Genomic DNA, 16,711 nt, shown 5'->3' with positions numbered 1-16,711 from the left:
TTCAATTTGAAAGCAATAATAATTATACTTCCTCTATTTCAGACAGTTTTCCATAGAGAACAAATGCTTTCACTTTTTCGAATCCTAGTTGTTGAATCAATTTCTTGTAAGCTAAAACCTGCTTTTTGTGACTATTCTCCTTATTCTTTCCGAACTTAAAATCGATAACAACCGCCTCTTTTCCTTTGTAAATAACTCTGTCTGGTCGCTGCACTTCCCCTTTGCCCAAAAGAATATCTCTTTCATTAACCACCGTCCAGTCTTTCGAAAACCATTCAGAAACAATTGGATCATTCAAAAGTTCTTTAGCAAAAAGTGAAACTTCTTTAGCTTGAATCTGATCCAGCTTCCCTTCAAATTGAAGTTGACTTACAGCTTTGTCAACGTCCTCTTTGTATTCTATCAGTTGAAACATCTGATGCAGAATATTTCCTCTGCTTACCGGTGAAAAGGTCTCCACCGATTCTGCTTCCGAAAAATCAAAATAATCTGCCGAATGCGCCCGTAACTTTAACCGATCATCGAGCAAAGAAGCAGGATACTCATTCCGCTTCTCCGTTGCTTTTTGCTGAACTTCGGAAACTCTGGTTTTCAATTCGCCCAATTCAAAATATTTACCTTCTTTGTTCCAATTCTGTGCTAAAGACACTATTTTATTTCCATTAAAATCCGAAGAATAGTTGTCTGAGTTTTCGAAGGCAAACAAAAGCAAGTCTGAAATATTTTTCAAATCTCTCTTGGCCGAAAGTGGTGAATAACTAATAAAAACCTCTTCGGCTCTGGTTTGGGCAACATACAAAAGATTCAGATTATCAATGTATGACTGCAATTTTTCAGTGAAATATTCCTGATAATAGATGGTTTCCTTTAAGCTGCTGCTGTATCGGACAGGAAGTATATCCAAAACATTAAAACCTTCTACTTTAGGCTGACACCAAAGTATGTTTGTGTGTCGTGCATTGTCCAAATCCCAATTGCAAAATGGTAAAATCACCACCTTAAACTCCAAACCTTTCGACTTGTGAATCGTCATGATTCGAATTGCATCCTGTTGATCTGAAACTGAGATTACTTCCTTATCCTTTCGTTCAGCCCAATAGTCCACAAAAGAATTCAAATCCGGAGCATCTGTCTTTGTAAATCCCAACACCAAATCCTGAAAAGCCTCTAAAAAAGGGAAGTCCTGAGCACGCTCATTCAATTTAAAAATATGAATTAATTTCTCAACCAAATCATACAAAGCCTGCCTTTTTAAAGCAGGAATATTGGCCGTAAATTCATCGGGAAAAACAAATTCAAATGTATTTTCATCTTTAGAAACTGTGTACAATTTATCCTTATCTTCCTGTTGCTGATTTTGAATGTAAACCTGATATTCCTGCTTTAAAAACCCAAGATTTATTTTATCATCAGGATATACAAAGTAGGTCAGTAAATGAGTCAAAAAACTAATAACAGAAGAATTCTTCAAATAGAGTGAATCGTTTGAGATCACATCGTAATTGACGCCTTCTTTTGCATTTTCGCTTGCGCGATACGCCATTAAAGTATCAGCAATCAGACCTCCTTCTTTTCCATTTCGAACCAATATGGAAATGTCTCTTGCCTGATAACCCATTTCCTGAAATTGCTCAATTCTCAATGGCAAATCTTCCAGCACCCTCTCAATCCAATCTGAATCAGTCTCTTTTTCAATAAAATGGGCTTTTACGTATCCAGGAAATTTTTCTTTACTTTCCGGAAAATGTTGATAAACGTCCTGATAAGCACCTGTAATTTTCTCCTGCTCCTCTGCTAATCCATCCGAAATATCGGCAGGAATAGAGGCATTGTATTCATTCTGCAAAATCTGCGCTCCAAGCGCAAACACCGAATTATTATAATTGATCACATTTTTAGAGCTTCGCCAATTGTAATTTAGGGTCATGCCATTCACACCTAAACCTTCAAAATCCTGATCCAATTGTTCCGATAATATTTTCCAGTCACCATTACGCCATCTGTAAATAGATTGTTTTACGTCTCCAACAACCAAAGAGTGATTCCCTTCGGCCAAAGAGTTTGTCACCAGTGGTCTGAAACTTTCCCACTGCATCGACGATGTATCCTGAAACTCATCAATCATGAAATGCTTGTAAACATTCCCGATTTTCTCATATATAAAAGGCGTGTCATTATCTCCAATAATGCTTCGGAGCAAACGACTCGCATCCGACAGGAGGAAAATATTTTCGCTCTCGGAAAACTCCTGGATTTTTTTTGACAAGTCTGTTAATATCCCCAAAGTATAAATATAACTCAAGGTTTTATCTGTTGATTTATACAACATCGACTGTTCATCGTAATGATTAACAGCCTTTTTCAATAGGTCATTCAAGCCCGAACTATATGCCTCACCTACGGCTTGTTTGGTTGAAGTACTTGCTTTCCCCGTAGTCCATTTTTCGGGAACATCAACAGCCGACCTGGCTCTGATTCCCGGATCCATTTTCCCTCCGTCTCCTAAACCCGATAGATAACCTGCAACACCTGATTTCCCGTATGCAAACTCAGTAATATCCAAAGCATGTTGAGCCAAAACCCTCCTTGTTTCGTCTCCTATTTTATTGAAAAACCCTTCAAAATCATCTTTTATCTCCTTTAAGATTTTACGATAGAAACTCAGGAAATTTTTATCAGAAAGTTTGTCAATTAATTTATCAGAGAAATTTTTAAAATCTTCTTTGAAAACTTCATTGCCAACGTCTAAAATTTCCTGTTTAAAATTCCAGTTTTTTCCTTCTCTGATTTTCGATTCTGCAAAATCGGTAAGCCATGATCTTAACTGCAGATCCTTATCTACATCAGTAAAAAGTAAATCAGCAGCCTCATTCAATACCCTTCGTTGATCCAGTTCAATATTATAACCCATTTGCAGGCCAATTTCCCGGGTGAAAGATCGTACCACTTTCTGGAAAAAACTATCAATGGTAGTGACAGAAAACCGGGAATAATCGTGAAGCAATCTGTTTAAAATTTCTTTTGCTCTGGAAATCAATTCAACAGAATTCAGATTGTGTTTTTCTTTTAATTCTTTGGCATAAGGCGAATCATCAGATTGTGACAAAAGATAAATTTCTTTTACAATTCTAGACTTCATCTCATCTGTAGCCTTGTTGGTAAAGGTAACAGCAAGAATACTTTTATAATTTAACGGATCATCAAAAACTAGATTTAGATACTCTTTGGTAAGCGTATAGGTCTTTCCTGACCCTGCAGAAGCTCGATATATGGAAAGTTCGGACATATTTTAATCTTTATTTAATCCGAAAATAGCAATAATAATTATGAGGTGAGAAGCAATGCAAAAATAAAATAATCATTTAGCTCCAAACCATCTTGCAATTCTAAATAATAAACAAATGCAATATTATTTATACTTAACCTAATAACAAATACAGTTTAATTTAAAACAACATTAAAAACATCAGGTAAAAATTCAAACATGCCAATTTATATGCAAAACAAAAGTCTTACCATCACAAATTTCAGAATAACATAAAAATATAATTACATGCAAATACAATAATATATTAGTTCATCATAACAAACAACTATTGACATCGTCTGTATTTTTACCTAACTTCTGCTTTATTATCAAAATATTCACTATAAACCATTAACTATGAAAAGAATCTTTACTCTTCTTCTTTGTTGTATTTTTATTATTTCCTCTGGATATTCCCAAAAACGGGAAATAGACAACGATGGAAAATACAAAGGAATTATTCGGATAAAATTCTCTCCAAAATCCGATAAAAAGGTAAACGAGCTACACCAGCTCCTAATCGACAGGAGTCAATTAAAAACCAAAAGTACTGAAGAATTTGTTCGCACCAACATCGCGAATCTTGACAAAGTAAACCAACAGTTTAAGGCAAATAAAATGCGTCGTGTGTTTCGTGATGCAGGTAAATTTGAGGCTAAGCACAGAGAATTTGGCCTGCACCTTTGGTACGAAGTGGAATTTAATACATCAACTCCGGTATCCCAACTCATAAAATCTTATCAGAATGTTGCTGAGGTTTCGATGGCTGAAGGAATTAACGCAACCAAACAAATTGAAGGTGTTAAACTTTCTGAAAGTAATGATATTCCTGTTCCAACTGCTCTTCCAGCAGGAACCAATGATCCCCGTTTTGTTGATCAGTGGCATTACGAAAATACAGGCCAGAACAATGGAACTCCAGGTGCAGATATCAGTTTATTGGAAGCCTGGCAGGTAGAGACAGGTAATCCGAACGTTATTGTAGCAATTGAAGATGGCGGTGTCGATTATGACCATGAAGATTTAGCCGCAAACATGTGGATAAACCCTGGTGAAATTGCCGGTAATGGTATTGACGATGATAACAATGGATATGTTGATGATATCTATGGATATAACTTTGCTGACAATACCGGTGACATTTACGTAGGTGATCACGGAACTCATGTTGCCGGAACAGTTGCCGCTGTATCCAACAATGGAATTGGAGTGAGTGGTATTGCAGGCGGAAGCGGAAACAATGACGGTGTAAAATTAATGTCTTGTAATGTTTTTAGTGCCTCAAGCGGTGGTTTTGCTGAAGCATACTCTTATGCGGCAGATAATGGAGCAGTTATTTCACAGAACAGTTGGAGTTATACTTCCCCTTATCAATACGACCAAGCTGTTCTTGATGGTATTGACTATTTTATTGCCAATGCAGGTGGTGCAAATGCTCCGATGAACGGCGGTATTGTAATTTTTGCTGCCGGTAATGACAACTCTCAAAGCAGATACTATCCTGCATACTACAGCAATGTACTTGCGGTTGCTTCTACCAATAAAAATGATGTGAAAGCGTACTATTCCAATTACGGAACATGGGTTGATATTGCTGCTCCTGGTGGAGAACTGGAAACAACTAATGAGGATCCTACGGCTGTTCTTAGTACTTTTCCCAATGACAATTACGGAGTATTTCAGGGAACTTCAATGGCTTGCCCGCATGTATCAGGAGTTGCTGCTCTTGTTGTTTCAAAATATGCAGGAAACATTACTCCTACCGAATTACGTGCCAAATTAGTGGACAACACCGACCCTATTGACGATTTAAATACTCGTTACGCCGGTAAACTTGGCAGTGGCAGATTAAATGCCTACAAGGCACTTACCGATGATAATTTACCATCTGTTCCTTCAGGCTTAACCGCCTCGAACGTAACTCAAACCAGCTTTAGTATTGGATGGAATGCCGTTAGTGGTGCAATTAGTTATGATGTTCAAATAAGAGAACAAGGTGGTGCATGGCAAACTATCAACACATCACAAATTACCTATGATTACTCTGGAGCTGTTGCCGAAACTACTTACGAATTTCAAGTAAGAGCAAACAATGATACAGGGTCAAGCAGTTATTCTGCAATTGCTTCTGTAGTAACCGAAGCAGCGCCAACTGTACCCGCTGCTCCGGCAAATCTTACCGCATCGAATATTACTTATAATTCATTTTCCATTAGCTGGGATGTTGTAACAGGTGCAACAGATTACGATCTTGATGTAAGACCTGCTGGAGGAACGTGGGCTACGGTAAATTTAAGCAACCCCAATTACGATTATACCGGACTTAATGCTGAAACAACTTATGAATTTCAGGTGAGAGCAAATAATTCCATTGGTTCAAGTGTTAATTCAAATTTGGTATCAGCAACTACCCTTGCTGCACCAACTGCCCCGAATGTACCAACGAATTTAACCGCTTCTGACATTACCTATAATTCATTCACCATTACATGGGATGTTACTGTTGGTGCTGTTGATTACGATTTAAATGTAAGACCTTCAGGTGGAACATGGAGTACTATAAATTTAAGTGGAACAAGCTATAATTACTCAGGTCTGGATGCTGAAACCAACTACGAGTTTCAAGTGAGAGCAAACAATTCTGTTGGTTCCAGTGATTATTCAAACATAGAAACCGCAACAACTCTTGTTGCTCCTTCGGCACCAGCAACACCAATTAATCTGGCTGCTTCAAACATTACCTATGATTCTTTCACCATTACCTGGGATGTTACTGCTGAAGCTGTTGATTACGATTTAAATGTAAGACCAGCAGGTGGAACATGGAGTACTATAAATTTAAGCACGACTACTTACAATTATACCGGACTAAATGCTGAAACAACTTATGAATTTCAGGTAAGAGCGAACAATTCTGTTGGTTCCAGTGACTATTCAAGTATTGTAAGTGCTGCTACATTAGTGGCTCCAACAGCTCCGGAAGCGCCATCAAACGTAATTGCATCAAACATTACCTACAACTCATTTACAATTAGTTGGGATGCTGTTACCGATGCTGATAATTACGATTTGGATATTCGTGTAACAGGAGGAGCATGGTCAAGCTTCAACACAAGCTTAACCACATATAATTACACCTCTGCCCTGGCTTCAACCAGCTACGAATTTCGGGTTCGATCGAATAATAATATTGGTTCTGGTGATTACTCGGCCATAGGATCATTAACAACAGATCTTATTCCAGTGCCGGAGATACCTACTGGATTAACTGCGTTGAATATTACATCTAATTCCTTTAGTTTAAGCTGGAATAGTATGGAATTCGCAGACAATTACGATCTTCAAATAAGAGAACAAGGTGGTAACTGGGAACTTTTCACCACATCGGCAACAAGTTTCGACTATTCAAGCGCAATAGCAGAAACAACCTACGAATATCAGGTTCTTGCCAGTAACAGTTCCGGATCAAGTGCTTATACTTCAATTCAATCAGTAACTACACTTGCAGAATCGACCACGCCTGATTATTGTGAATCCTACGGCCAGGATACCCGCTATGAATACATCGACTTGGTAGAGCTGGCGAATATGAATAATCCGTCGGGTGATGACGGTGGTTACGGCGACTATACCAATATGACTGCAAGCGTAAAACCAGGAAACAGCTATACTCTGAATTTCTCTCTAGGATACAAATCGAGGTCTTATACTGCGAACTGGAGAATATATATTGATTTTAACCGTGATGGTGAGTTTACCAGTAATGAAATAGTGGTTTCAGGTTATACTGCCAGTGCCGGAATTTCATCTTCCAACATAACAATTCCTGCGAATGCCGCAATTGGCAAAACCAGAATGAGGGTTATGCTAAAACACAGAAGAGCTGCGAAATCAGGATGTGAGATATTTAGTCAGGGAGAAGTTGAGGATTATACCGTAGACATTAGCAATACTGCTCCTGCTCTAGCAACTAAATCTTCTGGCTTAGCCTTCGGAAGTCCGCTTAGTGAAACTCCTCCTATCGAAGAATTAAAGCTGTATCCTAATCCCGCTAAGGATTTTGTAACCCTTTACATTCAAGGCAACATTCAATCAAAAGTGAGAATAAGCTCCTTAACAGGAAAAACAATTCAAATTATAACTCTTGATCAGGAAAGTAATACAATTGATATCTCAAATTTACCTTCAGGCATGTATTTTATCTCTATTGAAGATGGTGATGAAATTATCTCCAAAAAGCTAATTAAATTATAAATTCACTTCGAATTGTCATATTCAGGGACAGGTTTCACTACCTGTCCTTTTTTTATTCCTTAAAACAATGTAACAAATTAATAATCAAACACGTAATCATCATTACAGGTTCTAAATAACTGACTCTCTCATCACTGTGATTTTATCTGTTTGATCTCTTAATTAGTTTCATCATGAAAAAAATTACCTATCTATTTTTCATTCTTAGCATTGTTTATGGGTGTTCAACATATTCCGCATTCAAAACTCCTGTTCCTGTTCAGGATAACGAAAATGAAATTGCCGTAACGGATAGTGTCGAGTACGAATTACTGATTTTAGATACAGGATTCGAATCGTGGTTTGCAACCAGAAACATGATGGCAACGGCACATACAAATAACTATTACAAAAACTGGAATCAGATTTACATTTTGGAATGGAATCAGCAATACATGCAAGGAAATCCTTGTATAGATAATTATATAGAGTATGATCCTTTGGAAGATTATGGTTTGGATATTAATTACAAGCTGTACAATTACTTTCAATTTGTAGAAGAAAAAACCGGCATATCATTAGTTCGCCGATAAGAAAAGCGGAAGAATCAAAATAATGATTCTTCCGCTTTTTATTCATATAAGAATATACTCCTTATTAAACAGCTCAGCTTAAAATTTGTAGGCCAATCCGATTCCAATAATTTCCTTGAACTGAATTTTTGGACCTTTGTTTACGCCATCCTTATTCACATATTCAACATCATCATCGTAAACCAAAGAGGTATTAACTGTTGCTGTTAAAAAATCATTCACCTTCATGTTAATCATCACATCCCATAAAACATCAACATTTCCGAAGTTTTGAGAGTAATTTGTAAATAAACTCAAGCTACTCTTCAAATTTACATTTTCAACCAAATCCTTATTCAAAGCCAACTTGGTAAACGCACCAAACTCTCCTCTGAATTTATCGCCCGGATCAACACCAAAAGCACCGGCAGCAGATAATTCATCATCGTTAACAATCGTCATTTTTCCAGTAACAGGAGATAAATAAGCCGAAAACACATCATTTGGCTTGTAATCCATACCCAAAGAAAGAGTAAGATATGCCGGAGCCAAAAAGTTGGATACTTTCACATCTGGTTCTCCTTCGGTATTTGAATAATTGTAGCCCTTTGCAAATTGTGTTTTAAAATCCAACAAAGCACTGTAATACCATTCACCACCATTCTTATGTCCGTATTTGGTTGTGAAATCAATTTTATCAATACTTTTGCGCATGCCTTGATCGCCTTGTTTAACCATTCCGTATTCAAGGTTTAATGTGTTTTCCCAACTGTTTTTTCCTTTATTATAATTTGAAAACAAATTTAGCTGCGCATTAGTGGAAATAGCATTATCGCCACCACCAGACCAATTTGTTAAAGATGTTTGAGAAAAAGACAGAGATGCCTGACCTCCTTTTTTCCAGTAAGAAGTATCTTGTGTTTCCTGTGCGAAAACAAATATAGCTGCGCAAATCAGCAGCAAAGTAAAGCTTAGTTTTTTCATATTTTTAACTTTTTATTATTCTAAATAAATGCGGATTTATAAAATAGACCCCATACATAACACGATATCGAAATTAATTTATTTTTTTATCAGAAAAAAATACATAACTAAATTTAGGTGTTAAATTACAGGCAATTCGTCAGGCACAATTGGCACTAAGCCAAAAATTGAATACTTTTGCTGGCTGAAAAGAAGGAGAAATTACGAATGAAGAAAAAAGTTGTTATCGGATTGTCGGGAGGAGTGGATTCCAGTGTTGCTGCGCATTTACTAATTGAGCAGGGATATGAGGTGGAAGCGCTTTTTATGCAGAACTGGAACGATACGGTTGGGTTAAAATCCGAAGAATGTCCATTTGAAGAAGATGTACTATTTGCTCAAATGGTGGCTAAAAAATTGGGAATTCCATTTCATTTTGTGGATTTAAGTGTGGAATACCGTGCAAAAGTAATTGATTACATGTTTTCGGAATATGAAAAGGGACGTACTCCCAATCCGGATGTACTTTGTAATCGCGAAATAAAGTTTGATGTATTCCTGAAAAAAGCATTGGAGCTGGGAGCTGATTATGTGGCTACCGGACACTACTGCCAAAAGGAAACCATTATAAAAGATGGCAAAGAGATTTATCGCCTACTCGCCGGAGCAGACAATAATAAGGATCAGTCTTATTTCCTTTGTCAATTATCGCAGGAACAATTGTCAAAAGCGATGTTTCCGATCGGACACATTATAAAACCTGAGGTTCGGGAAATTGCCCGCCGCGAAAAAATGGCCTCTGCCGAGAAAAAAGATTCTCAGGGCATTTGCTTTGTGGGTAAGGTTGACCTTCCGGTTTTTTTGCAGCAAAAGCTGAAAGCCATGAAGGGACAGATTATTGAAATTATGGCCGATAAGGCAGATGAGATCATCCCAAAATCGAATGCTTTGGCAGATATTTCCGCTCCTTATCAATTTAAACCGGAACATGGAACTGTTGTTGGTGAACACAACGGAGCCCATTTCTTTACTGTGGGTCAGCGAAAAGGCCTAAATGTTGGCGGAAAAAAAGAGCCTTTGTTTGTGATTGGAACCAATGTGGTAAAAAACATTGTGTACGTAGGCATGGGACACGGTCATCCGTTGCTAACCCGCAAGGCTTTATTTATTCCTAAAAAAGAAGTGCATTGGATTCGTGAAGATTTAAGGCCAACTGAAGAATGCGAAAGAAGATACGATATCAGAATAAGATACCGACAGCCTTTGCAAAAAGGAACCATCTATTTCAAACAAGAAGGTTTGTACATACTGTTTGATGAGCCACAAAGAGCTGTTGTTTCAGGACAATTTGCCGCCTGGTACGATGAAGGGGAACTGATTGGTTCGGGAGTTATTGACTAAGGAATCAAGCAAGTATATAAAATAGGCTAGCCTTACTGTATAAAGCTAGCCTATTTTTATTTGCAAAAAAATTGTTATCGCTTAATTATCAATTGTTGTTTGTGAACTTCACCGTTTATAAATACAAGTAAGAAGTAAGTTCCCTCGGGAAGACTATTGGTTGGAATTTGTAATCTTTTATCACAAGATTTCATCTGTTTTACCAGACCTTTACTTTCATGCCAAATTTGAATTTCATACTCATCCATATTTTGTGATAACTCATTGTATGGAATACTAATTGTAGATTTGGAGTTCTTCTGAACATCTGATAATTCGTTGCTCGAATATAAGTTGAGCTCTGTATATTCGTTCGCCGGATTTGGAAAAATAGCCATATACATTCCTCCGCTACCTCCACAAGAATAGCGAGAGGGTCTATTGATAACTCCATATTCACAATCCCAACCTGAAACACTAACAGGCTTACACAAGATATCTTCTCCACAGCTATTAGAGGCTACAAATGTCACATATCCATCTCCGTTATTAATGGGACTAACAAATAACTGATAACCATTCGAAGTGCTGATATCATTAAATTGAAGACCTACTACCCAACGTGTTGAAGATTCACCCTCAATCATTCCTAAGTAATCGTAGATATGCATACTGTTACAGCTGACAGAACTACTACCTGAGATATTACCATCAAGTTCAGGTTTCCCCACCCAAACTTCTTTCCGTGGTAAAGTTACATCACCGCAATCACCATTAATGGTAGCCTCAATCCAACCACTACCACTACTTGTTGAAGAATAAGGACTAGTACTTACACTACTTCCAGTATTACCTGATGGAAAAATAATGTTAGAACTGGAAGTCCAAGTTGCGGACGCTCCTGGAGGTAAATTATTCAGATTATATGTATTTCCCGAATTACAGACTAGTTTAGAACCATTAAGATTCCAAACATAAGGATCTAAACTTGTCATACATCCTAAATTTCCTGAAGTTGAATCATACTGAGGATGCTCAATTTGCTCATCATTACTCTCAGCATAAATAAATGCTTCTTCCATTGAAATCCAACCATCATTATTACTATCAGCATCCACTGCTGTTCCTTCAGGAGTTATACCTGCAATTGCAGAAATCCAATGATATACAAATTCATTATAAGTAAACGCTCCTCTTGAAAAAGAATTTTCATCGGCTCTACATGCTGTTGCAATAGTCCTATTTTCGAATGTTAAATCATCAATAAAACCGCCACTATGACACTGTTCCATAACAATATTGAATCTACCTGCATTCACTTTATTTAATTCTATTGCAAACTCATCATCACGCATTGTCTCATTCCATAAATTAATAAAAACATTATTTCCTGATTCCAATCCACCATGATCTGTTGTAAATACAAACAGGTGATCATCTCGATTCAATTTACCTCCTAAAACAGTAAATACTTGGCGAATATTAGCTTTTGTAGCAGCATACTGAACATCATTATCTCCATCCCCATCCAAATCCAAAGGCGATGAATCATAACTATTACTTCCAATACGTCTATCTGATGCTGAACTAGTACCGTCCGCTAATAACACATAAATATGATCATCAAGATATCCATACACATCAACAAGTGCTGAATAAATAGCTGAGCAATCATTCCAATACCTTTCGTAATTGTTATATTTATCCATACCACCACTAATTATTACCGCATAATCATTATTAGTCGATGCAACCCTTGTTGATTTTAGTAATGGTTTAGAAAAATCAAAAAGTTTTCCTTTCTCAGGAGTCTTTTCAACATAAATAATATCCATATCGCCAAGATTTGGAGGAAAATCACTTTTAATTGATTTAATTTCTCCTGTTTTGCAATCAACAAAAATATATTGACATGGGTGTCCCCAACTTTGATAAGGCATTAAATCAACAAAGAAAAACCAACTAGCACTCTTAGGTGTGTAGATTTCTCTAATTTCTTCGAGTTTTTGTCTTTTTGCTATTAACTCTTTTTTAGCATAGATTATTTTACCTTCTGGATGACCATTAAACACCTGTCTTAGTGTCAATTGCCAGGCTTCATTCCTATCAATTTTTTTGACATTTTGCGCCATTAATATGTCGCCTTGCGCAAGTATAAAAAGTAAAAAAAATAGTACTCTGTAAAACTTTTTCATATTCAAATTATTTAACTAATTAATCTTTTTTTTTATCAAACACCACCGGCAAGCTTACAAAGCACATTTTTGTTTTGTGAAGCTATGCATGTAAGCTTACAAAGCCTGTTTTTGTTTTGAAAAGTATGCCATGTTATCTTACATGCACTATTTTTATTTTTAGAAATAGGCTATGTTATCTTACAAAGCCTATTTTCATTTTGGAAAGTATGCCATGTAATGTTACATGAGCCATTTTTACTTTTGAAAGTATGCCGTGCAAGCTTGCAAGAGATATTTTGCTTTTTAAAAGTATGCCATGTCAACTTACACAGCATACTTTTCTTTTTTAGGAGAGCTTATGCTTCAACAACTGCCACTTCTTCCTCAATTTTTTTTCGAGAAACAGCTTTCGGAAACAGACGGTTGGCGAAAGTTTTGCCAAACATCTTTATGGCGTCGAGGTAATTGAATTCGTATTGCCTGCGCAAGTTGGCCTGAGCCACTTCTTCGTTGGCAACAGCAGTTCTTACTTTGGTATTGGCTTGCTGCAGGGCGGAGATAGACGTACGCACTTTGGTTATGGCTTCGCTTAAAAGAGGCAATTGAGCAACCAAAACATGTTCTTCTCCCAACGATTTAATGCGCTCTTTTATTTCTTCTGCTGCATCTACCTTTTTTGTGATCGGAAAGCGAAGAATAGTGGAATATCCTCCATTGGGAAATAATAGCTTATGAACCGGGCGACCAGGATTTTCTCTGTCGTATTGCTTGGCTGTATCCGATATGGTTCTGATCCGATCATCCAATCCACCCGAATTAAACACCAAATCATCATAAGTGTTGTCGTGCAATAGTTTTTCCTTTTTGGTTTCGCTGCTTTTTGTTTCCAAATCGATAATAAAAGGATCAATTACACCAGCCAATTCTGTGGCTCCTTTTGTTTGTTTGCATCTTCGGGAATGACGAAGCGCACTGTTTATATGCACTTCGGAGGACATAGCATCATTTAATTTTCCTGCCATTGTTATTTGATTTAAATTATTAATAAAATCTCACCAAGGTGAGTGAATTGTAATCCCAATCTCTTAATTCGATCCATCTCACGCCTCTTTACTCTTACAAATAATCTTTATCCTCCTTCACCGCGACATACCCACTAATTATTTTTATGATCACCCATAAACTTAACACATCTTTATTTAACATGCAAATATGTAAATCAAATATTAATTCCAAATTATCCGTTTAAACGAAATAAGAATCAATTCACCATCAATTAAAAGACATTCAGCACACATCAACATCAGAGAAACAAGCCATATGCAATACCAAATCCACATCAAAACTCATCTTGTAAAATATTTCCTTTAGATTCATAATCAAGTCATAGCCTGACATGGCCGGCTTGTTTATAGTCAGAGCATGACAGGCTTAAGACGGTAAACAGATTTTTTGAAATTAAGCTGGTATAAGGCACAAAAAAAGCCGTTCAGATCGAACGGCTTTTTTGTTTGCTGTATGGCTTACTATCTAGCCCGAAAATCTTCATTCAAGTACTGCAGTAAGGCTTTCCAGTTTTCTCTGTTGTTGGCACTTTCACCTTCTTCATGAATGTATTTATTCGAAGTTAAATCGAATACACTTCTTTCCTTTTCGTCGATGTAACCGAAACCGTTGTTGTAATCAAAATAGGCATATCCTTTCTGATCTGCTGCCAGTAAATCTTTTCCAAAAATAAACTCATCGGCATTTATATCCAACTGAGACAAGAGGGTATTCGCCATATCCGGCTGACATCCAAATTTGTCAATAACAAGATCCTTTTGATTTAAAGCACCACCTAACCACAACATGGGTATCTGATACTTTATAAAATCACTTGGCACACTTTTATCAATATATCTGGTGCCATGATCGGCAACCAATATCAATATGGTATTCTCCCAGGCTTCTGTTTTCTTGAAATCAGCAATGAATTTACCCAAACATTTATCGGTATAATTAACCGAATTTAAGAATCGCTCATCTTCGCTGTTTCCTTTAATCACCTTTTCCATAGGAACATCAAATGGCTCATGACTGCTTAAGGTGAAATATACTTTAAAGAATGGCTTCGTTTCCAATTTAATATCCTTTAGTAATCTTTCAAATACATATTCATCATGCACGCCCCATTTTGAATTGTATAAATCCTCCGAAAAATCGAACATGGTAACCAATCGATCAAAGCCGGTATTCATGAGATATGAATTTATATTCGCAAAACGAATATCGCCGCCATAATAGAATGCTGAAGAGTAATTTTGCTTCGTAAACTTCCGGCATAAACTTGGAATGCTTTGAGTTTTCTTGGTATAAGAAATAACACTGCGCTTTGGCAAGGATGGATATCCGCTCAGCAATCCAACAATTCCGATTTTTGAACGATCGCCAATTGCATAAAAATTAGAAAACAAAACGCCTTCTTTGGTCAATTCATCGAAATTAGGCGTTGCCCCCTGATATCCTCCCAATGAACCAATTGCCTTACTGGTAAAACTCTCGAGCATCACCACAACAACATTAGGTTTCTTCCCCTTAATCACCTGCAACCGTTCAGAATCAGGATTGCATTTTAATCCGGCAATCGTACTTTTCAACTGATCTTCCTTTAGGAACTTAAACAGTTTCCCATCTGTTCCAATCTTCTTTAATGAGTAAGAAAAGTTCCATACCGGATTTACCGCTACATGGTTCGCAAAAGTACTTTGCGAAAAATACACAAAACCTACATTCATAGGAGCAATACCAAACCCTCCCCTTATCGGGATAATCATACCGGCGGTAATGAATAACAGAACGGGAATCCATTTGTAGTTGATTGGTTTGATCTTTTCAAGGTTTACAATTACAAACTTTCGTAAACAAATGTATGAGGCCGTTGATGTAAGAATGAATAGAACAAACAGCAGTAAATGTGTTGAAAGCGTAGTTGAAGCCATCGCTTCCTTTGGTGTTTTCAGATAACTTAAAACTGTTGCATCTAAATGAAAGCCCCAATTTCGATACAACTCCAAATTAGGAATCAAAATCATGATGAAAATAAGACCAACTACCGAATAGATAACGGTAAACAGACCTTTTAACTTTTTCGCCGGTAACCAGAAAGTTACAGTCAAAATCAGTCCGCTCAAAAGAAGAATATATCCCATTAAGGATAAATCGTGACGGGCACCTGAAACGAATGCCTTTGCTATTTCGAAGAAAGATTGCCCCTCGAGTAAATCCCATTGATACAAAACAAATATGAATCGAAAAACAAAGAAAAACACCAACCAAAACAATCCGGCTGACAGTAAATAAAACAATCTATTTCTCATGAAATCATTCAATTAATCAACTAAAAAAAATCTTATCTGTTATTTTAAGATGTAAAAAACCGACAAGAGCATTACTATAATTTGCAGACTGCCCAACAGTGCAATTTGATGAATCCCCGCAATAGGATGAGTTCGTTGCTCCGGTTTGCAAATTAAACTTGGTTTAGAATATTTTTGCAGTAATGAATACACAAAATAGGCTGATAAAGTTCCTATTAATGCGCCAACAATTATATCTCCGGGATAATGAACCCCCAAATAAATTCGCGAATAAGATACCAAAACTGCCCAGAAAATTACAAATACACTTGTTACCCGATTCTTAAACAACAAGGAAATAAACACCGCCAAGCCAAATGAATTTGATGCATGCGATGATGCAAAACCATATTTTCCGCCCGTATATCCTTTTACAATATGCACTAAATGACTAAATGATGGATCTCTGGAAGGTCTGAATCGTTTAAAAATAGGTTTAAACACTCCCGAAGCAATTTGATCGCTTAAAACAATTACAAGAAGTATGCTTAGGATGATTAAAGCTCCTTTTCGCCAGCCAAATGTGTTGATTACAGCTGCAACTATCACAAAATAGAATACAAACCAAATTACTTTCCCCGATATCAACATCATGAATGTATCCCAAAAAGGATTGTGCTGGCCATTGAAAAACAACAGCAATTCTTTGTCTAAACTAAGCAACCAATCTAACATGCTTCT

Annotated in this window: 9 protein-coding genes; 3 read left to right on the top strand and 6 right to left on the bottom strand. The window is 36.9% G+C overall.

Going from position 1 to position 16,711, the window contains the following annotated elements; translation table 11 throughout:
• Positions 1–22: 22 nt before the first annotated feature.
• Complete coding sequence (locus QUH73_RS08690) at positions 23–3,286, bottom strand: UvrD-helicase domain-containing protein (RefSeq protein ID WP_289530047.1); 3,264 nt, start codon at positions 3,284–3,286, stop codon at positions 23–25.
• A 378-nt stretch (positions 3,287–3,664) separates the two neighbouring features.
• On the opposite strand from QUH73_RS08690, the gene QUH73_RS08685 reads away from it, so the two are divergent.
• Together QUH73_RS08685 and QUH73_RS08680 are read left to right on the top strand one after the other, a co-directional pair.
• Positions 3,665–7,561: a fibronectin type III domain-containing protein gene (locus tag QUH73_RS08685; protein WP_289530046.1), complete on the top strand. Its 3,897-nt coding sequence runs from the start codon at positions 3,665–3,667 to the stop codon at positions 7,559–7,561.
• A gap of 173 nt (positions 7,562–7,734) precedes the next feature.
• Positions 7,735–8,133: a DUF6146 family protein gene (locus QUH73_RS08680; protein WP_289530045.1), complete on the top strand. Its 399-nt coding sequence runs from the start codon at positions 7,735–7,737 to the stop codon at positions 8,131–8,133.
• A gap of 78 nt (positions 8,134–8,211) precedes the next feature.
• Here QUH73_RS08680 and QUH73_RS08675 read toward each other — a convergent pair whose 3' ends face one another.
• Positions 8,212–9,096 carry a DUF3078 domain-containing protein gene (locus tag QUH73_RS08675; protein WP_289530044.1) on the bottom strand — a complete coding sequence of 295 codons (885 nt, stop codon included), beginning with the start codon at positions 9,094–9,096 and terminating at the stop codon, positions 8,212–8,214.
• A gap of 207 nt (positions 9,097–9,303) precedes the next feature.
• On the opposite strand from QUH73_RS08675, the gene mnmA reads away from it, so the two are divergent.
• Entirely contained in the window at positions 9,304–10,476 is a 1,173-nt protein-coding gene (gene mnmA / locus QUH73_RS08670) for a tRNA 2-thiouridine(34) synthase MnmA (RefSeq protein WP_289530043.1), read from the top strand.
• Positions 10,477–10,550: 74 nt separating this feature from the next.
• Here the strand turns inward: mnmA and QUH73_RS08665 are convergent, their stop codons facing one another.
• From QUH73_RS08665 to QUH73_RS08650, 4 genes are all read right to left on the bottom strand, one after another.
• The gene (locus QUH73_RS08665) at positions 10,551–12,650 is read right to left on the bottom strand and encodes a C13 family peptidase (protein ID WP_289530042.1); all 2,100 of its coding nucleotides are present in this window, start codon (positions 12,648–12,650) and stop codon (positions 10,551–10,553) included.
• A gap of 338 nt (positions 12,651–12,988) precedes the next feature.
• Positions 12,989–13,654 carry a hypothetical protein gene (locus QUH73_RS08660; protein WP_289530041.1) on the bottom strand — a complete coding sequence of 222 codons (666 nt, stop codon included), beginning with the start codon at positions 13,652–13,654 and terminating at the stop codon, positions 12,989–12,991.
• Between the two features lie 504 nt (positions 13,655–14,158).
• Positions 14,159–15,991 (bottom strand): LTA synthase family protein, encoded by a 1,833-nt coding sequence (locus QUH73_RS08655; protein WP_289530040.1) that lies wholly within the window; start codon positions 15,989–15,991, stop codon positions 14,159–14,161.
• Positions 15,992–16,030: 39 nt separating this feature from the next.
• Positions 16,031–16,705 (bottom strand): phosphatase PAP2 family protein, encoded by a 675-nt coding sequence (locus QUH73_RS08650; protein ID WP_289530039.1) that lies wholly within the window; start codon positions 16,703–16,705, stop codon positions 16,031–16,033.
• Positions 16,706–16,711 lie beyond the last annotated feature (6 nt).

This window comes from Labilibaculum sp. K2S (assembly GCF_030372765.1).
Taxonomy (GTDB): Bacteria; Bacteroidota; Bacteroidia; order Bacteroidales; family Marinifilaceae; genus Labilibaculum.
Note: the sequence above shows the minus strand (reverse complement) of the source record. Positions and strands in the feature narration are given on the sequence as shown.